Here is a 19,411-nt window from a genome sequence, read left to right as displayed (position 1 = left end):
TCAATCAAATAACCTCCAATCGAAGATTGAGTTAAGACATGATTATATAATTTAAAAAAGAAAAAATGTAGGAAAAACAGCATTTTCATTTCGCCATTTTCCTACATTTTATAACCGCCATTTACAATGGTTTAGAAAGCGGATCTAAATTTTAATAATGATTAATGAAAGGTAGATGAACATGAGTAACTCAAACGGTTTGTTAAATTTGTCCCTTCATTTATTTGCGTTGAACATCACGAGGCTGTTTCCATTTTCGAAAAATGGAAACGAGTATTGTAAGTAAAAACTCTGAAGAATCTAAGGAGATTATATAGTTTCAAGATGATGAACCAATTTAGGATGAAAATTTAAATGGATGGATATATTTAGATCTTACTGAATTGTAAAAATAGAATTTCAAGTTATTTGAATGTATTTATAAATATATCGTTATTATTAAAGTAGAGATTAGGGGCGATAACATGACTTTCGAAGAAAAATTAAGTGAAATGTACAATGAAATTGCGAATGAGATTAGCAGTATGATACCAGTAGAGTGGGAAAAGGTATATGCAATTGCCTATGTAGATGATCAAGGTGGAGAGGTCGTTTTTAATTATACAAAACCAGGTAGTGATGAATTGAATTATTACACGAATATATCTAGAGATTATAATGTTTCGGAAGAAATATTTGATGATTTATGGATGAATCTGTATTACTTGTTTAAGAATTTAAGGAATTTATTTAAAGAAGAAGGACTCGAACCATGGACATCATGCGAATTTGACTTTACAAGAGACGGCAAATTGAAAGTATCATTTGATTATATAGATTGGATTAATACAGAGTTTGATCAATTGGGCCGTGAAAATTACTATATGTACAAAAAGTTTGGTGTTTTACCAGAAATGGAATACGAGATGGAAGAAATTAAAGAAATCGAGCAATATATTAAAGAGCAAGATGAAGCTGAACTATAGGGGAGATAATATGACTTTCGAAGAAAAACTAAGTCAAATGTACAACGAGATTGCGAATGAGATTAGCAGCATGATACCAGTAGAGTGGGAAAAGGTATATGTAATTGCCTATGTAGATGATGGAGGTGGAGAGGTCATTTTTAATTATACTAAACCAGGTAGCGATGAATTGAATTATTACACATATATCCCTAGAGAGTATAATGTCTCTGAAAAAGTATTTTATGATTTGTGGACGGATTTATATAGATTGTTTAAGAAGTTAAGAAATGCATTTAAAGAAGAAGGACTTGAACCATGGACATCATGTGAATTTGACTTTGCAAGAGATGGCAAATTAAATGTATCTTTTGATTATATTGATTGGGTAAATACAGAGTTTGATCAATTGGGCCGTGAAAACTATTATATGTATAAAAAGTTTGGTGTTTTACCAGAAACGGAATATGAAATGGAAGAAATTCGAGCAGTAGAGAAGTATGTTAAAGAGCAAGAGTAGCAGACATGTTATAAAAGGCTGTGCAAAACCAACCTTGTTTTACATTTGACTCAAAGAAGAAGGTAAAAGATAAGATTATTTGCAACTTAAAAAGTCAATTAGTTTATCGGTATCCATACATCATGGATAAATGAGTTCAACTAATTAACAAATTACGATATAAATTTAAAATTGTCATTAATTGAAAAGGTTATTGTAGTGTATTTTATAAAGTTGATGTACATCGACTTATTTTTTAAAACTTATATCAAAAAAATATGAGAAAAGTATATACTATTAAAATGTTTTTTACTATAATTATAAATAGTTAAATATTTGGTTATGAAATAAATGTGTGGGAGGCAATTTTTAGAGATACATAGCAATGTAAAGGTATCAAATAGTTATTGCATAATTTATTATGATGACATAATTTTCAGTGAATAGTTGTAAATTAACACTGAAATAGATGTTTATATTAAGAAGACTTTAATATCATAATTAATCAAAATCTTGCGTCAAACATTTAAACGAATTTTAAGTTGATAACAATTGGTTAAACATTGTTCAAACATCACAATGATAAAGCATATTATCAGTATTGTAGTGTGTGGAAAATGACAGCCATCTAAGGAGAAAAATGATGAAAAGAATATTGGTAGTATTTTTAATGTTAGCAATTGTATTAGCAGGTTGTTCTAATAAAGGAGAAAAGTATCAAAAAGATATTGATAAAGTGTACAAAAAACAGAATCAAATGAATAAAATTGCCTCGAAAGTGCAAAACACTATTAAAACAGACATTAAACAAGAAGACAGTAATACACATGTTTATAAAGATGGTAAAGTCATTGTTATTGGTATTCAATTATATAAAGATCGTGAAAAAATGTATTATTTCGCATATGAAATAAAAGATGGTAAGGCAGAGATTAATAGAGAAATAGACCCAATTAAGTATATGAAAGACCATAAAGCAGATTATGAAGATGAAAATGTAGAAGTGGAAAAAGATTAACGTAGGCTTTCTTTAAAACTTTTAACCAGTTTCAAAAAGTAAATGAGCTTTAGCGACAATAATTTTTAAAATAAATACGATATAAATTTAAACATTTATATATAAGAACACAAACGTAAGTTTGTGAATAATAATAAAGGAGTAAGACAATGGAAAAATCGATCAAAATAATGACAATAATAGGAATTGTTGTTCAAGGTTTAGCAACGGTATTTAGTTTACTATTTATGGTTTTAGCAGCATCAGGTGTAATGACTACAGATGTGTCAACAACAGTTAATGGTGAGGTTGACCCAGTTGATGCAGAAACAGCAGCAGCAATTTTCACTGTATTATTCTTATTCCTATTTATATTTGGAATCATTTCAATTATTTTAGGTGCAATCGGTATGTTTAAAGCATCTAAAAACAAAAAAATGAGTGGTATATTGTTGATTATTGGAGCTGTAATAAGTGGTAACATAATTACATTTGCTTTATGGTTAATCAGTGGTATTAAACTACTTACTAATAACAAGCCTAAAGATGAAATAAGCGACTTATCATAAACATCGTATATTGAAATTTCAAGATTTCTTAAGTAATTATATTTCTGTTAGTTTTTAACAAATTAACCGATTAAATAAAGTGCTCTCTTAGAAGTAGATTTTCAGTCAATAACTGCTTTTAAGAGAGCATTTTGTATTTGATAATGCTCATAGCATCGGACAAAAAGCATTGACGAACTTAAAAAAATACGTTAGACAATGCACTTCTAAATATTAAAGGCATCGACTAACGCATTGTTCAAATATAGTTAATTATTTTTATAAAATTGATGATGATCATTCAAGTAAGCATAGAATAAACCTATAATGAGTCCGCCTCCAATATAGTTACCGATAAAAGCCGCAGCGATATTCGAAATAGCTGGTATGAAGTGCAATGTATCAACTTGATAAATTAAACCACCCATAAATAAGCAACTGTTGTAAACGACATGTTCATAACCCATAAAGGCGAATATGGTAACACCGAACATCATGACAAACATTTTTGCAAGTACATCGTCAATTTGCATGGCGATAACTAATGAAATATTAATAAAGAAGTTGGCGAATATCGCTTTCATTAATATACTTACAAACCCAGTAGACAACGTTTTATGTTCTATAACTGCTGATAATTGATTTAACATATCTGGCGTCATTACATTTGAAAAACGCATGAAACTAAATAAAATAGCAGCACCTAAAATATTTCCTGCAAAGCACAATAAAAATATTTTCAATACTCTAGTTGGTTTAATTACTTTATAATACAGGCCTACAGTAAAGTACATGAAGTTACTGGTTAGTAGTTCGGAGTTTGTAAATAAAATGAGTACTAACGCAAAGCTGAATGTAATGGCACTGGCCATATTCACAATGCCTGGCGGTAAATCTGGTTCGTGTGTTGCTTTAACTGATAATACGAAGACCGTAATAATTCCGATAATAAATCCTGCCATCATCGCGCGTAATAAATAACGTTTTAAATAAACGCTTTGTAATATATCTTTTGTTCTTATTGTTTCGACTACGTTATTTACCCAGTCATCCCCATAAAATATTTTATCCCATTTAATATGTTTCTCCTTCACAATGACATCCTCACTTTTCATTTGTTAATCAGAGTATACTATGAATCACTTTATTTGTGAATAATTTCACAAAATTAATTTTAAAAACTAATATTTTTGAATAACAGCTAGGATTTTTTAACAAATCATTTATTTTAAAATAATTAATCGTCAGTTAGTATCAATGAATAAATACAGATTTTCATGCAAAAAAACCTAGTAATGATGCGACGATCATTACTAGGAGATTATGCGTCTATTAAGTTGTCGCTTGTTTCGGACGGCGTATAACTACATCGATGATGAAACCGATAATAGCAAAGAGCATGAATGGTACAAGCCAAGCTAAATCGATATCTGCTAAAGGTAACATCATAAACCATTTCAAAATAACACCGTGTAATAAGTTGAAACTATTTAGTATTTGTAAAATTGAAATAATCAATGTAATAACAGTTGCGAGTCGATAGGCCCAACTGAATCTGAATGTGCTAAACATGTTAGCAAATGATATCAGTACAAGTGCAATAGACACGGGATATATTAAAGTCAATAATGGTACAGCAATTTTTAAAATCATTTCTAAACCAAGTGTTGTAAATAAGAACCCTATGATAGAGAAAATAAGTGCAAATATTTTATAAGAAAACTTAGGTACGTGTTTCTTAGTAAATGTGGCGCAAGCATTGACGAGTCCTATACATGTTGTTAAACATGCAAGTATCACTGTCATACCAAATACTATGTTGCCAAATGAACCAAATACTCGTAATGAGTTGTACGTCAATATATCTGTACCATCTTTAAAGTTTCCTGGAGCTGTTGATGCCCCAACGTATGCAAGTGCAAAGTAAATCATTCCAAGTAATATGGCTGCAATAAGACCTGAAAAGCAGACATATTTTAAAATTTTCATGCGATCTGTGAGGCCTTTAAACTTATAGCCATTGACAATGACTACGGAAAAAGCTAACGCAGCAACAAGATCCATTGTAAAATAGCCTTCCAAACTTCCTGAAATGAAAGGATGTGTTATATATTTATCCTTAGGTGCACTTAGTGCAGATTCAGGGTTGAAAATGACAGCAATACTTAATAGAGCGACCATTAATAGTAATAACGGTGTTAATAATTTACCTAAATTATCAACGATTTTCGATGGATTTAAACTAATCCAGTAAACGATGGCAAAAAAGATTGCTGCGAATATAATTAAAGTCCATTGGTTGTGCACAGGTAAAATGTGTCTTGTACCAATTTCGTACGCGACATTTGCAGCACGTGGAATACCGTAAAATGCTCCGATAGACATGTAAATCACGACAGCAAAAATAAACCCGAACCATGGATGTATACGATTGCCTACACTTTCAACACCTTCATCATAAAATGCAACAACAATAACAGTAATAAAGGGGAGTAATATGCCTGTAAGAGCAAAGCCTAGCATACCAATCCACATATTTTGACCCGCTGTATGGCCAAGCATGGGCGGGAATATTAAATTTCCGGCTCCAAAAAATAGTGAAAATAACATGAGGCCCGAAATAATAACTTGTTTTTTCAATGTAATTTCCTTCCTAAAACTAGATATTCATAATAATTTAAAAAATCTGAAAAATAAAAACGTTCTTACTTTATCTTTAAATGACAATACTATGATTCTATTATTTTATAAAAAAGATTGCAATAATAACGTCTTGCTATTATTGGATAATGACAATTAAAGTGTCGTTTTTATGAATTAAAATAGGTGAAAGTAAGTTGGAAATACGTTGAAGCGTTGTGATTTTTATGAGAAATTGTATGAGTGAGGACTGCTATTTATAAAAGGTAAACTATGGATGAGTTTATGGTTGTTCCAATAGGTAAATAAGAGATAGCACACTGTACACATAATGATACGTGGATGAGTGAATATGTCTGATAGGAAGGCCTAGTCACTCAAATGAATTTAAGTTTATTACGTGATAAATCACAAATCTCTCTCATGTGATAGGTCTCCCATTAAATCATGCTTATATGAAATGTTCACATATTTGTTAGCTTTTCAAGAAATAATATTAAATATCTTTTCATAGTATAGCAATATTAAATAAATGCATTTATAATTTTAACTGTATTTTAAATATTAATCATGAGGTGATAAGATGAATAAAATTTCAAAGTATATTGCAATAGCATCATTATCGGTAGCGGTTACAGTTTCAGCGCCACAAACGACAAATTCTACAGCGTTTGCCAAAAGTTCTGCTGAAGTTCAACAAACGCAACAAGCTTCTATACCAGCATCGCAAAAGGTGAATCTTGGTAATCAAAATATTATGGCAGTGGCTTGGTATCAAAATTCAGCTGAAGCAAAAGCATTATATTTACAAGGTTATAACAGTGCAAAGACTCAGTTAGATAAAGAGATTAAAAAGAATAAAGGTAAACATAAGTTAGCTATTGCTTTGGATTTAGATGAAACAGTTTTAGATAATTCTCCATATCAAGGCTATGCATCAATACATAATAAACCTTTCCCAGAAGGTTGGCATGAATGGGTACAAGCTGCTAAAGCTAAACCTGTCTATGGCGCAAAAGAATTCTTGAAATATGCTGACAAAAAAGGTGTCGATATCTACTATATTTCTGATAGAGATAAAGAAAAAGATTTAAAGGCAACACAAAAGAACTTAAAACAACAAGGTATCCCTCAAGCTAAGAAGAGTCATATTTTACTAAAAGGTAAAGATGATAAGAGTAAAGAATCACGCAGACAAATGGTTCAAAAGGATCATAAACTTGTCATGCTATTTGGAGATAATTTATTAGACTTTACAGACCCAAAAGAAGCTACAGCTGAATCTCGTGAAGCATTAATTGAAAAACATAAAGACGATTTCGGTAAGAAATATATCATTTTCCCTAACCCAATGTATGGTAGTTGGGAAGCTACAATTTACAACAATAACTATAAAGCAAGTGACAAAGCAAAAGATAAATTACGTAAAAATGCTATTAAGCAATTCGATCCTAAAACAGGCGAAGTTAAATAATATATGAATTGGACGTCTACATGTACTTAAAGGTATATGTAGGCGTTTTTAAATTGATCCTTAAATTTTAAATGTACCGTACAAAAATAATAGACAATTAATTGCATTTTCCATAAATTTGCTTTTAATATAAAAAGTTCGGGTATAATGAAGGATAAGTGTATGTATAACATTACAGAGCGCAACACGACGTACGTGCATCTAAGAATATAAACAATGTTTAAATCATAGTAGTAGGGAGAGAAATGCATGTTTTTAGCTTGGAATGAAATACGGCGCAACAAATTGAAGTTTGGACTAATTATTGGTGTGTTAACGATGATTAGTTACTTGCTATTTTTATTATCTGGATTGGCGAATGGTCTTATCAATATGAATAAAGAAGGCATTGATAAGTGGCAAGCAGATGCCATTGTTCTAAATAAAGATGCCAATCAAACTGTGCAACAATCTGTTTTTAACAAGAAAGATATTGAAAATAAATACAAGAAGCAAGCTACTTTGAAGCAAACAGGGGAAATTGTGTCTAATGGCCATCAAAAAGACAATGTTTTAGTGTTCGGTGTTGAAAAGTCATCATTTTTAGTTCCGAGTTTAATAGAAGGGCATAAAGCGACTAAAGATAATGAAGTGTTAGCTGATGAAACACTTAAAAATAAAGGATTTAAAATTGGCGACACATTATCACTATCTCAATCAGATGAAAAATTGCATATCGTAGGTTTTACAGAAAGTGCAAAATATAATGCGTCACCAGTCATTTTCACGAATGACGCTACCATTGCCAAAATCAATCCTAGATTGACTGGAGATAAAATTAATGCAGTTGTTGTACGTGATACAAATTGGAAAGACAAAAAATTAAACCAAGAGCTTGAAGCGGTAAGTATTAATGACTTTATTGAAAATTTACCAGGTTATAAACCACAGAACTTAACATTAAACTTTATGATTTCATTCTTATTTGTCATTTCAGCTACAGTTATAGGCATTTTCTTATATGTCATGACATTACAAAAAACAAGTTTATTTGGCATATTAAAGGCTCAAGGATTTACGAATGGCTATTTAGCGAACGTAGTTATTTCGCAGACGCTCATATTAGCATTATTTGGTACGGCATTTGGCTTACTGTTAACAGGCGTTACAGGTGCATTTTTACCTGATGCAGTACCTGTCAAATTCGATGTACTAACATTGCTCGTATTTGCAATTGTGTTAATGATTGTCTCTGTATTAGGAAGTTTATTCTCCATTTTAACAATTAGAAAAATAGATCCGTTAAAGGCGATTGGGTAGGAGGTGTAGCAAATGTTGAAATTTGAAAATGTAACAAAGTCATTTAAAGATGGGAATCGTAACATTGAAGCGGTTAAAGATACAAATTTTGAGATAAATAAAGGTGATATTATAGCATTGGTTGGACCTTCTGGCTCTGGTAAAAGTACATTTCTAACTATGGCAGGTGCTTTACAAACGCCGACATCTGGGCACATTTTAATCAATAACCAAGATATTACGACAATGAAGCAAAAAGCATTGGCAAAAGTTAGAATGTCTGAAATAGGTTTTATTTTACAAGCTACAAACCTTGTACCATTTTTAACGGTAAAGCAACAATTTACATTATTGAAAAAGAAAAATAAGAATGTTATGTCTAATGAAGACTATCAGCAACTTATGTCACAATTAGGTCTAACTTCATTGCTTAATAAGTTACCTTCAGAAATTTCAGGTGGTCAGAAACAACGTGTGGCGATAGCCAAAGCGTTATATACGAATCCGTCGATTATTTTAGCGGATGAACCTACCGCGGCGTTAGATACTGAAAATGCGATTGAAGTCATTAAAATTCTACGTGATCAAGCCAAAAAAAGAAAGAAAGCATGTATTATTGTTACACATGATGAACGACTTAAAGCATATTGTGATCGTTCATATCATATGAAAGATGGCGTCCTTAATCTTGAAAATGAAACAGTAGAATAGTTTTATTAAGCCGGTACATCATGTGCCGGTATTTTTATGTTTATGTATTATTTGAATAAACTTTCACATTCAATTAATAATAATTATTATCGAAAATTAGAAATATTCCGTGAAATATAATATTTTTTGTAGTAAAATGGCCTCTAAGTATTCAATATTTAAATATGGGGATTGAATATAAAATTATCGTAATGGGGGTCAATGGTTATGGATTTATTGATAGGTACATTATTTTTATTTTTGGTCTTAGTGATTTTTACATTATTTACATATAAAGCACCTAATGGTATGCGTGCCATGGGAGCATTAGCTAATGCAGCAATCGCAACATTTTTAGTAGAAGCATTTAATAAATATGTTGGTGGCGAAGTATTCGGTATTAAATTTTTAGAAGAGCTAGGAGACGCTGCGGGAGGTCTAGGTGGTGTCGCTGCCGCTGGATTAACAGCATTAGCTATCGGTGTGTCACCAGTATATGCATTAGTTATAGCAGCCGCGTGCGGTGGTATGGATTTATTACCAGGTTTCTTTGCGGGTTATATGATTGGATATGTGATGAAATATACAGAGAAATATGTGCCGGATGGTGTCGACTTAATTGGATCGATTGTCATCTTAGCGCCATTAGCTCGTCTTATTGCAGTATTATTAACGCCAGTAGTGAATAGTACATTGATTCGAATTGGTGATATTATCCAAAGTAGTACGAATACGAATCCAATTATCATGGGTATCATTTTAGGTGGTATTATCACGGTTGTCGGCACAGCGCCATTGAGTTCAATGGCATTGACAGCATTATTAGGTTTAACGGGTGTACCTATGGCTATTGGTGCCATGGCAGCATTTAGTTCGGCATTTATGAATGGGACGCTATTCCATCGCTTAAAATTAGGTGATCGTAAGTCTACGATTGCAGTAAGTATTGAACCTTTATCACAAGCAGATATTGTATCAGCCAATCCAATTCCAATCTATATTACAAATTTCTTTGGTGGTGCGATTGCTGGTTTAATTATTGCTATGTCAGGTTTAATTAACGATGCGACAGGTACAGCTACACCGATTGCAGGATTTTTAGTTATGTTTGGATTTAATCATCCGACGACAATTGTGATTTATGGTGTAGTAATGGCGATTGTAGGTGCGCTTGCAGGTTATCTTGGTTCAATTGTATTTAAAAAATATCCAATTGTTACTAAGCAAGACATGATTAATCGAGGTGCAGTAGACGCATAGCATCATCATATTGAATAGTAAAAACAAATAAAACATAGTAACGTGATTCAGTCGATGTAACAGTCGATAATGAGTCACGTTTTTTTATAGAAAAATATAAGACATAAAAATGTCATAATTTATTGTCGACAAATATCATACTGTATAAACATTTATCATTTTCTCAAGTACCTTTTACACGATGGAATGAACTTACTTTTTACGAAATTATGCGTATTTTATAAACAAATATCATTGATATAACGGTAAATGTAAGCGTTTACAACAGAAATAACAGCATGCTACGATATTTTTGTAAATTCACTGATTCAAGTATTTTAAGTCAATATGAGGAGGGATGTTATGAGCGATTCTGAGAAAGAAATTTTAAAAAGAATTAAAGATAATCCGTTTATTTCACAACGTGAACTTGCTGAGGCAATTGGATTATCTAGACCCAGCGTAGCAAACATTATTTCAGGATTAATACAAAAGGAATATGTTATGGGAAAGGCATATGTTTTAAATGAAGATTATCCTATTGTTTGTATTGGCGCAGCGAATGTAGATCGTAAGTTTTATGTGCATAAAAATTTAGTTGCAGAAACATCAAATCCTGTAACGTCAACACGCTCTATTGGTGGCGTAGCAAGAAATATTGCTGAGAACTTAGGTAGGCTTGGCGAAACGGTCGCTTTTTTATCTGCTAGTGGACAAGATAGTGAATGGGAAATGATTAAACGATTGTCCACACCATTTATGAATTTGGATCATGTTCAACAATTTGAAAATGCGAGTACAGGTTCATATACAGCTTTAATTAGTAAAGAAGGCGACATGACATATGGCTTAGCAGATATGGAAGTGTTTGACTACATTACGCCTGAATTTTTAATTAAGCGTTCACACTTATTGAAAAAGGCTAAGTGCATTATTGTAGATTTGAATTTAGGCAAAGAGGCATTAAACTTCTTATGTGCCTATACCACGAAACATCAAATCAAATTAGTTATCACCACGGTTTCTTCCCCAAAAATGAAAAATATGCCTGATTCATTACATGCTATTGATTGGATTATCACGAATAAAGATGAAACAGAAACATACTTAAATTTAAAAATAGAATCTACTGATGATTTAAAAATAGCTGCTAAACGCTGGAATGATTTAGGTGTTAAAAATGTTATTGTGACAAATGGCGTGAAAGAACTCATTTATCGAAGTGGTGAGGAAGAAATCATTAAGTCAGTTATGCCATCAAATAGTGTGAAAGATGTTACAGGTGCAGGCGATTCATTCTGTGCTGCAGTAGTGTATAGCTGGTTAAATGGGATGTCTACTGAAGATATATTAATTGCTGGTATGGTTAACGCAAAGAAAACGATAGAAACAAAATATACAGTTAGGCAAAACCTAGATCAACAGCAACTTTATCACGATATGGAGGATTATAAAAATGGCAAATTTACAAAAGTATATTGAGTATTCTCGAGAAGTTCAGCAAGCACGGGAGAACAATCAACCGATTGTAGCGTTAGAATCAACAATTATATCGCATGGTATGCCGTACCCACAAAATGTTGAAATGGCAACAACAGTAGAGCAAATTATCAGGAATAATGGTGCCATTCCAGCAACCATAGCCATTATAGATGGCAAAATTAAAATTGGTTTAGAAAGCGAAGATTTAGAAATACTGGCAACTAGTAAAGACGTTGCTAAAGTATCTAGAAGGGATTTAGCAGAAGTTGTTGCGATGAAGTGTGTTGGTGCTACTACTGTAGCGACGACGATGATATGTGCTGCAATGGCTGGTATTCAATTTTTTGTTACAGGAGGTATTGGGGGCGTCCATAAAGGTGCAGAACATACGATGGACATTTCAGCAGACTTAGAAGAACTGTCTAAAACAAATGTCACTGTTATCTGTGCAGGTGCCAAATCAATTTTAGACTTACCTAAGACGATGGAGTATTTAGAAACAAAAGGCGTTCCAGTTATTGGATATCAAACGAATGAATTGCCAGCATTCTTCACTCGCGAAAGCGGTGTTAAGTTAACAAGTTCGGTTGAAACGCCAGAACGACTTGCTGACATTCATTTAACAAAACAGCAGTTAAATCTTGAAGGTGGCATTGTTGTTGCTAATCCAATTCCATATGAGCATGCCTTATCAAAAGCATATATTGAAGCAATCATAAATGAAGCTGTTGTTGAAGCGGAAAATCAAGGTATTAAAGGTAAGGACGCCACACCGTTCTTGTTAGGGAAAATTGTAGAAAAAACGAATGGTAAAAGTTTAGCAGCAAATATAAAACTTGTTGAAAACAATGCGGCGTTGGGTGCTAAAATTGCTGTCGCTGTTAATAAATTATTGTAGGTGATGATACATGAATATTTTATTCGCTATCACAGGGATAGCATTTGCACTATTTGTTGCGTTTTTATTCAGTTTTGATCGTAAAAACATAGACTTCAAAAAGACGTTAATAATGATATTTATTCAAGTGTTGATTGTGTTATTTATGATGAACACAACGATTGGTTTAACAATCTTAACTGCATTAGGCTCATTTTTTGAAGGGTTAATAAATGTTAGTAAAGCAGGTATAAACTTTGTTTTTGGAGATATACAAAATAAAAATGGCTTTACGTTCTTTTTAAATGTGTTGCTGCCATTAGTGTTCATTTCTGTATTAATAGGCATCTTTAATTATATTAAGGTATTACCATTTATTATCAAATATGTAGGTATCGCTATTAATAAAATAACTAGAATGGGGCGCTTAGAAAGTTACTTTGCTATTTCAACAGCAATGTTTGGACAACCAGAAGTATATTTAACAATAAAAGATATTATTCCAAGATTATCTAGAGCGAAATTATATACAATTGCGACGTCTGGTATGAGTGCTGTTAGTATGGCAATGTTGGGTTCATATATGCAGATGATTGAGCCCAAGTTCGTAGTTACAGCTGTAATGTTAAATATTTTTAGTGCGCTTATCATCGCCAGTGTAATCAATCCCTATAAATCTGATGATAGTGATGTTGAAATTGATAACTTAACTAAATCAACGGAAACGAAATCAGTGAATGGAAAAACAGGAAAACCTAAGAAAGTTGCCTTTTTCCAAATGATTGGTGATAGTGCGATGGATGGGTTTAAAATCGCTGTTGTAGTAGCCGTAATGTTGTTAGCATTTATTTCATTAATGGAAGCAATTAATATCATGTTTGGTAGTGTTGGTTTGAACTTTAAACAGCTTATTGGCTATGTGTTTGCACCAATCGCATTCTTAATGGGGATTCCATGGAGTGAAGCAGTTCCAGCTGGCTCTTTAATGGCGACCAAATTAATTACAAATGAGTTTGTAGCAATGCTTGATTTTAAAAATGTCCTGGGTGATGTATCTGCTCGAACACAAGGTATCATTTCAGTTTACTTAGTAAGCTTCGCTAATTTTGGTACGGTTGGTATCATCGTAGGTTCAATTAAAGGCATTAGTGATAAACAAGGAGAAAAAGTTGCATCCTTTGCAATGAGGCTGTTACTTGGTTCAACTCTAGCTTCAATCATTTCAGGATCAATTATTGGCTTAGTATTGTAAATTAATCGAAGTATCTAAATTAAATTCATGGCAAAGCTAAACCCCATCACCAAGTTGGCGCAACAGCGCATCATAACTTGGTGATGGGATTTTATCATAACAATCTACTTTTTCGTAGCCGTTTTTGAAATGTATGTTGATGGTTTATCTTTTTCAAAAATTGTTAATCCCGTTATATCTTTTTTATGTTTTGAAGGGACAATGAAGCTAAGTATATAAGCAAAGACAAAAGCAACTGTAAATGAAATGGTAGATACATAGAAAGGTGAGTTACCTTTGCCAACACCATTATAGACATAAGCAAAGATGATACCCAATATTAATCCACAAATAACACCGAATGTATTCGTACGTTTAGTGAAAATACCAACTGCAAATACACCAGCTAATGGAACACCGAATAATCCAGTTACAAACAAGAATAAATCCCATAAGTCATTTGAATTAGAAGCAATTAAGTATAGTGACATTCCAAAACCGAAAATACCTGCAATGATGATAATGAAACGTGCAAAGTTAACTTCGTGTCGCTCGCTACCTTTTCCGAAGAAGCGTTGCTTAATGTCGATTGAAATACAAGCAGATATAGAATTTAAACTAGATGAAATGGTAGACTGTGCAGCGGCGAAAATGGCTGCAATAAGTAATCCTGCTACAAATGGTGGCATCTCAGTCAAAATGAAATATGGCACTACAGATGATGTATTGAAGCCTTTTGGTAAAACAGCTTCATGTGTATAAAATGAATACAGCATTGTACCCATACCATAAAATAAGGGTGCTGAAATTAAAGCTAGGATACCATTTGTCCATAACGATTTATTTGTTTCTTTTAAACTATCAGAAGCTTGATAACGCTGCACGACGTCTTGACTCGCTGTGTATTGATACAAGTTGTTGAAAATATTTCCTAGGAAAATAATTGGAATGGCAGCTGCCGCAGTATTTAGTTTCCAATTGTCTGCACTAATTAATTTTTTGTGCTCAATCGCATCTGCAAAGACAGTGCCAAAACCGCCTTTAATGTTCATAACACCTAGAATAATGATAACTAAAGCACCACCTAATAAAATGACGCCTTGAATGAAATCACTCCAAACCACACCTTCGAATCCACCTAAAAATGTATATAAAATACATAGTAAACCAACGAGTGATGCAACGATATAAGGGTTCATGTCTGATACAGATGTAATCGCTAATGTTGGTAAGTAGATAACGATTGCTACACGCCCTAGATGATAAACGACAAATAATAATGAGCCAATAACACGTATGCTAGGGCCGAATCTAGCTTCTAAATATTCATATGCAGATGTTACCTTTAACTTTTTAAAGAATGGAACATAGAAATAAATGAGTAATGGAATAATTGCTACGATAGCGATGTTACCTGCAATATATGACCAATCTGTTAAAAATGCTTTCTCTGGTGTAGACATAAACGTAATTGCACTTAATGTAGTAGCATAAATGGAAAAACCAACTACCCAAGATGGCAAGCGACCACTTGCAGTAAAGAAACTATTCGTACTTTGACTCGCGCGCTTGGTAAAATAAACGCCAATGAACAACATAGCTAGTAGATAAATGATAACGGCAACCCAGTTTAGTGTGCCAAATCCAACTTCTTTCATGGGCAACATCCCCTTTACAATGTATTGATTCTTTGATGTCTATAAATCGTATTTTGCAATGAGTTGATCTAATGTTTGTCGATGTGCTTCGTTAAAAGGTTTGAAAGGTCTTTTCGGTAATCCTGCATCAATGCCACGATGACGTAATATTTCTTTCAATGTTGGATAAATCCCCATTGATAACACTGTTTCGATAATGTCGTTTGAATCATGTTGTAGTTGGTAAGCTTCTTGAATTTGACCTTGTCTTGCTAAGTCGAAGATTTTTCTTGCACGGCGACCATTAACGTTATATGTAGAACCAATTGCACCATCTACGCCAGAAATCGTAGCTTGAACTAACATTTCATCAAAGCCAGATAAGATTAATTTGTCTGGGAATGCTTTTCTAATACGTTCGAGTAGGAAGAAGTTCGGCGCTGTATATTTAACACCAACAATTTTTTCGTGATTAAATAGCTCGCTGAATTGTTCAATAGAAATATTCACACCTGTTAAATCTGGTATTGCATAAATAATCATATTGTTCTGTGTTGCTTCGATAATATCGAAATAGTAATCTCTAATTTCTTCAAAAGTAAATGGATAGTAGAATGGTGTTACGGCAGAAAGTGCATCATAACCGAGTTCTGTGGCATATTTCCCAAGTTCAATGGCTTCATTTAAATCTAACGAACCTACTTGAGCAATCAATTTCACTTTATCCCCAACTGCCTCTTTGGCAACTTTGAAAACTTGCTTCTTCTGCTCTGTATTTAATAAAAAGTTTTCGCCTGAGCTACCATTTACATAAAGACCGTCTAATTCTTCAGTTTCAATGGCATTTTGAGCAATTTGTTTAAGTCCTTGTTCATTTACTTGACCATTTTCATCAAAAGGAACGAGTAACGCTGCATATAAACCTTTTAAATCTTTGTTCATTATGAAGTCCCTCCAAAAATCATTTGATAATATAGTTTACAGTTATAATTGTAAACGCTATCATAAAATGTAACAATATCTTTTTGAAAATTGAAGTCATATTTATGTATAATTAATGAAAATATTTTTCAAAATCAATAGAAATGGAGTGAGTAAGGTGTATTACATCGCAATCGATATTGGAGGCACTCAAATTAAATCGGCGGTTATTGATAAGCAATTAAATATGTTTGACTATCAACAAATACCAACGCCGGACAACAAAAGTGAGCTTATTACTGACAAAGTATATGAGATTGTAACAGGATATATGAAGCAATATCAGTTGATCCAACCTGTCATAGGTATTTCATCAGCAGGCGTTGTTGATGAACAAAAAGGCGAAATTGTATACGCAGGGCCAACCATTCCGAATTATAAAGGTACTAATTTTAAGCGATTATTAAAATCACTGTCTCCTTATGTCAAAGTAAAAAATGATGTAAACGCTGCATTACTAGGCGAATTGAAATTACATCAATATCAAGCAGAACGGATCTTTTGTATGACGCTTGGTACAGGCATTGGGGGTGCGTACAAAAATAATCAAAGTCATATTGATAATGGTGAACTTCATAAGGCAAATGAAGTTGGGTATTTATTGTATCGTCCAACTGAAAATACAACGTTTGAGCAACGTGCTGCAACGAGTGCATTGAAAAAGCGCATGATTGACGGAGGATTTACGAGAAGCACACATGTGCCAGTGTTGTTTGAAGCAGCTGAAGAAGGTGATGATATTGCAAAACAAATATTGAATGAGTGGGCAGAAGATGTAGCAGAAGGGATTGCCCAAATACAAGTCATGTATGATCCAGGGCTTATATTAATTGGTGGCGGTATATCTGAACAAGGAGACAATCTCATTAAATATATCGAGCCGAAAGTTGCACACTATTTACCAAAAGACTATGTTTATGCACCAATACAAACGACTAAGAGTAAAAATGATGCAGCATTATATGGCTGTTTGCAATGATGATTGAAAGAAGGAGTCATTCTAAAATAGAATTTGAAACCGTTACGAGAGATGAGAGCTGTTGTTAGTTCCACACATCACACTCTATCTAGGACCAATCTAAACTATATCAACCAACAGTGTGCCACGGGCATATTAAATTGAAGACGCTTGAACGTATAGATCTCAAAAATGTAAAAAAATATTTGGTATTGAAATTAAAAAAGCACCTAGCAACTCGTTGGGACAATCACGATGATTATCTACAGTTGCAGGTGGATTTGAATATACAACTAGTTATTTGTTGTCTAGGATAATAGATTTAGTATGTTGATAAGTTTGACTCAGATTCGTATTTTCTAATAAATGATAACTCACGATATCGATTAAAAAGAGTGTCGCAATTTGTGTGTTGATAAATTGATGGTCGGTATTACGCGATTGATCCGTTGTTAAAAGTACTAAATCTGCACAATCTGTAAGTTTACTACCTTCGAAATTTGTGATGGCAACGACATATGCACCATGAGATTTGGCGACTTCCGCTGCAGAAATTAATTCCGAAGTATTACCACTATTTGACATAGCAATAAACATATCCGAATGAGATAGTAGGGATGCCGATATTTTCATTAAATGTGAATCGGTAGTAACATTACCTTTTAGCCCCATACGAATCATACGATAATAAAATTCAGTCGCTGATAAACCAGAGCTACCTAGTCCAGCAAAGAGTATATGTCGACTTGATTGAAGTTTGTCGATAAAGGTTTGGATAATGTCGTTATCAATAAATTCACCAGTTTGTTGAATGATTTGTTGATGATATTTATGAATTCTTTGAATAATTGGGCTATTTTCAATAACTGTCTCTGTCATTTCTTGTTGAATATTAAATTTTAAATCTTGGAAATTCTCATAATCCAGCTTATGACTAAAGCGTGTCATCGTTGCTGGTGATGTACCAATCGCATGGGCTAAGGAGTTAATCGTTGAAAAGGCATCGCTATAGCCATTTTGTCTTATATAATTGACGATGCGTTTATCAGTTTTTGTAAATAAATGTTGATAACGTTGAACACGATTCTCAAATTTCATTGTGTCACCCCTTCATCTTAATGATTACTATTATATATGAAAAATATTTTCAAGATAGTAAAAAGCATTGATAAAAATTATCTTAATGATATATTGTAAATGACTTTACGTGAAAAAACGACTTATGGAGTGAGGAATAATGTTACCACATGGATTAATAGTATCTTGTCAGGCACTACCAGATGAACCATTGCATTCATCTTTTATTATGTCGAAAATGGCATTAGCTGCGTATGAAGGTGGTGCTGTTGGTATTCGCGCAAATACTAAGGAAGACATTTTAGCAATTAAAGAAACGGTAGATTTACCAGTTATTGGCATTGTGAAACGTGACTATGATCACTCAGATGTTTTCATTACTGCAACGTCAAAAGAAGTTGATGAACTGATAGAAAGCCAATGTGAAGTCATTGCATTGGATGCAACGTTACAGCAACGTCCGAAAGAAACGTTAGACGAATTAGTATCATATATTAGAACACATGCACCGAACGTTGAAATCATGGCTGATATCGCGACCGTTGAAGAAGCTAAAAATGCCGCACGACTTGGCTTTGATTATATTGGCACGACGTTACATGGCTATACTAGTTATACGCAAGGACAATTACTTTATCAAAATGACTTCCAATTTCTAAAAGATGTACTACAAAGTGTTGATGCAAAAGTTATTGCGGAAGGTAATGTCATTACACCGGATATGTATAAACGCGTGATGGACTTAGGCGTTCATTGTTCAGTCGTTGGTGGTGCGATAACACGACCAAAAGAAATTACGAAACGTTTTGTTCAAGTTATGGAAGATTAAATGATAACGATAAAAAAACGAGATGACCAT

At 33.1% G+C, this 19,411-nt stretch carries 19 protein-coding genes; 13 read left to right on the top strand and 6 right to left on the bottom strand.

Annotation, left to right across the window (positions count from 1 at the left end; all coding sequences use genetic code 11):
- Positions 1 to 464: 464 nt before the first annotated feature.
- The 4 genes from IDG65_RS12200 (at position 465) to IDG65_RS12185 (ending at position 3,009) form a co-directional block, all read left to right on the top strand.
- On the top strand, positions 465 to 965 hold the full coding sequence (locus IDG65_RS12200) for a TIGR01741 family protein (RefSeq protein WP_000142000.1): 501 nt from the start codon (positions 465 to 467) through the stop codon (positions 963 to 965).
- 10 nt (positions 966 to 975) lie between these two features.
- Positions 976 to 1,464, top strand: a complete 489-nt coding sequence (locus tag IDG65_RS12195; RefSeq protein WP_000142120.1) for a TIGR01741 family protein — start codon at positions 976 to 978, stop codon at positions 1,462 to 1,464.
- 622 nt (positions 1,465 to 2,086) lie between these two features.
- Positions 2,087 to 2,461 carry a DUF4467 domain-containing protein gene (locus IDG65_RS12190; RefSeq protein ID WP_000822171.1) on the top strand — a complete coding sequence of 125 codons (375 nt, stop codon included), beginning with the start codon at positions 2,087 to 2,089 and terminating at the stop codon, positions 2,459 to 2,461.
- 149 nt (positions 2,462 to 2,610) lie between these two features.
- Positions 2,611 to 3,009, top strand: a complete 399-nt coding sequence (locus IDG65_RS12185) for a DUF4064 domain-containing protein (RefSeq protein WP_000415668.1) — start codon at positions 2,611 to 2,613, stop codon at positions 3,007 to 3,009.
- A gap of 248 nt (positions 3,010 to 3,257) precedes the next feature.
- Here the strand turns inward: IDG65_RS12185 and IDG65_RS12180 are convergent, their stop codons facing one another.
- Together IDG65_RS12180 and brnQ2 are read right to left on the bottom strand one after the other, a co-directional pair.
- Positions 3,258 to 4,082, bottom strand: a complete 825-nt coding sequence (locus IDG65_RS12180) for a formate/nitrite transporter family protein (protein WP_000659770.1) — start codon at positions 4,080 to 4,082, stop codon at positions 3,258 to 3,260.
- Between the two features lie 238 nt (positions 4,083 to 4,320).
- Positions 4,321 to 5,628, bottom strand: a complete 1,308-nt coding sequence (brnQ2, locus tag IDG65_RS12175; protein WP_000745103.1) for a branched-chain amino acid transport system II carrier protein BrnQ2 — start codon at positions 5,626 to 5,628, stop codon at positions 4,321 to 4,323.
- Positions 5,629 to 6,211: 583 nt separating this feature from the next.
- Here brnQ2 and IDG65_RS12170 point away from each other — a divergent pair.
- The 3 genes from IDG65_RS12170 (at position 6,212) to IDG65_RS12160 (ending at position 9,091) form a co-directional block, all read left to right on the top strand.
- Entirely contained in the window at positions 6,212 to 7,102 is an 891-nt protein-coding gene (locus IDG65_RS12170; RefSeq protein WP_001033882.1) for a 5'-nucleotidase, lipoprotein e(P4) family, read from the top strand.
- A gap of 249 nt (positions 7,103 to 7,351) precedes the next feature.
- Complete coding sequence (locus tag IDG65_RS12165; RefSeq protein WP_000477931.1) at positions 7,352 to 8,401, top strand: ABC transporter permease; 1,050 nt, start codon at positions 7,352 to 7,354, stop codon at positions 8,399 to 8,401.
- Positions 8,402 to 8,413: 12 nt separating this feature from the next.
- Entirely contained in the window at positions 8,414 to 9,091 is a 678-nt protein-coding gene (locus tag IDG65_RS12160) for an ABC transporter ATP-binding protein (RefSeq protein WP_000911017.1), read from the top strand.
- A 158-nt stretch (positions 9,092 to 9,249) separates the two neighbouring features.
- Here IDG65_RS12160 and IDG65_RS14880 read toward each other — a convergent pair whose 3' ends face one another.
- Positions 9,250 to 9,390: a hypothetical protein gene (locus IDG65_RS14880; RefSeq protein WP_072399288.1), complete on the bottom strand. Its 141-nt coding sequence runs from the start codon at positions 9,388 to 9,390 to the stop codon at positions 9,250 to 9,252.
- Here IDG65_RS14880 and IDG65_RS12155 point away from each other — a divergent pair.
- The 4 genes from IDG65_RS12155 (at position 9,341) to IDG65_RS12140 (ending at position 13,920) form a co-directional block, all read left to right on the top strand.
- On the top strand, positions 9,341 to 10,330 hold the full coding sequence (locus IDG65_RS12155) for a PTS sugar transporter subunit IIC (RefSeq protein WP_223181135.1): 990 nt from the start codon (positions 9,341 to 9,343) through the stop codon (positions 10,328 to 10,330). The two genes, IDG65_RS14880 and IDG65_RS12155, sit on opposite strands and share 50 nt — an antisense overlap.
- 342 nt (positions 10,331 to 10,672) lie before the next feature.
- A complete protein-coding gene (locus IDG65_RS12150; protein ID WP_001283977.1) occupies positions 10,673 to 11,791 on the top strand; it encodes a carbohydrate kinase in 1,119 nt (372 codons plus the stop codon).
- Entirely contained in the window at positions 11,766 to 12,689 is a 924-nt protein-coding gene (locus IDG65_RS12145; RefSeq protein WP_000002071.1) for a pseudouridine-5'-phosphate glycosidase, read from the top strand. The genes IDG65_RS12150 and IDG65_RS12145 overlap by 26 nt, the downstream gene beginning before the upstream one ends.
- A 10-nt stretch (positions 12,690 to 12,699) precedes the next feature.
- A complete protein-coding gene (locus tag IDG65_RS12140; RefSeq protein ID WP_001022971.1) occupies positions 12,700 to 13,920 on the top strand; it encodes a NupC/NupG family nucleoside CNT transporter in 1,221 nt (406 codons plus the stop codon).
- A 104-nt stretch (positions 13,921 to 14,024) separates the two neighbouring features.
- Here the strand turns inward: IDG65_RS12140 and IDG65_RS12135 are convergent, their stop codons facing one another.
- On the bottom strand, positions 14,025 to 15,557 hold the full coding sequence (locus tag IDG65_RS12135) for a sodium:solute symporter family protein (protein ID WP_000665729.1): 1,533 nt from the start codon (positions 15,555 to 15,557) through the stop codon (positions 14,025 to 14,027).
- A 39-nt stretch (positions 15,558 to 15,596) separates the two neighbouring features.
- Positions 15,597 to 16,478, bottom strand: a complete 882-nt coding sequence (locus IDG65_RS12130) for an N-acetylneuraminate lyase (protein WP_001030738.1) — start codon at positions 16,476 to 16,478, stop codon at positions 15,597 to 15,599.
- A 157-nt stretch (positions 16,479 to 16,635) separates the two neighbouring features.
- Between IDG65_RS12130 and IDG65_RS12125 the strand changes: the two genes are divergently transcribed.
- Positions 16,636 to 17,496, top strand: coding sequence for an ROK family protein (locus IDG65_RS12125; protein WP_000291441.1), 861 nt, complete (start codon positions 16,636 to 16,638; stop codon positions 17,494 to 17,496).
- Positions 17,497 to 17,772: 276 nt separating this feature from the next.
- On the opposite strand, the gene rpiRa is transcribed toward IDG65_RS12125, so the two are convergent.
- Entirely contained in the window at positions 17,773 to 18,573 is an 801-nt protein-coding gene (rpiRa, locus tag IDG65_RS12120; RefSeq protein ID WP_000667382.1) for a pentose phosphate pathway transcriptional regulator RpiRA, read from the bottom strand.
- Between the two features lie 139 nt (positions 18,574 to 18,712).
- Between rpiRa and IDG65_RS12115 the strand changes: the two genes are divergently transcribed.
- A complete protein-coding gene (locus tag IDG65_RS12115; protein ID WP_000936721.1) occupies positions 18,713 to 19,381 on the top strand; it encodes an N-acetylmannosamine-6-phosphate 2-epimerase in 669 nt (222 codons plus the stop codon).
- Positions 19,382 to 19,411: the final 30 nt, after the last annotated feature.

The organism is Staphylococcus sp. EG-SA-17, from assembly GCF_017151845.1.
Lineage (GTDB): Bacteria > Bacillota > Bacilli > Staphylococcales > Staphylococcaceae > Staphylococcus > Staphylococcus aureus.
The sequence above is the reverse complement of the archived record's forward strand: the minus strand, read 5'-3'. Positions and strand labels throughout refer to the sequence as shown.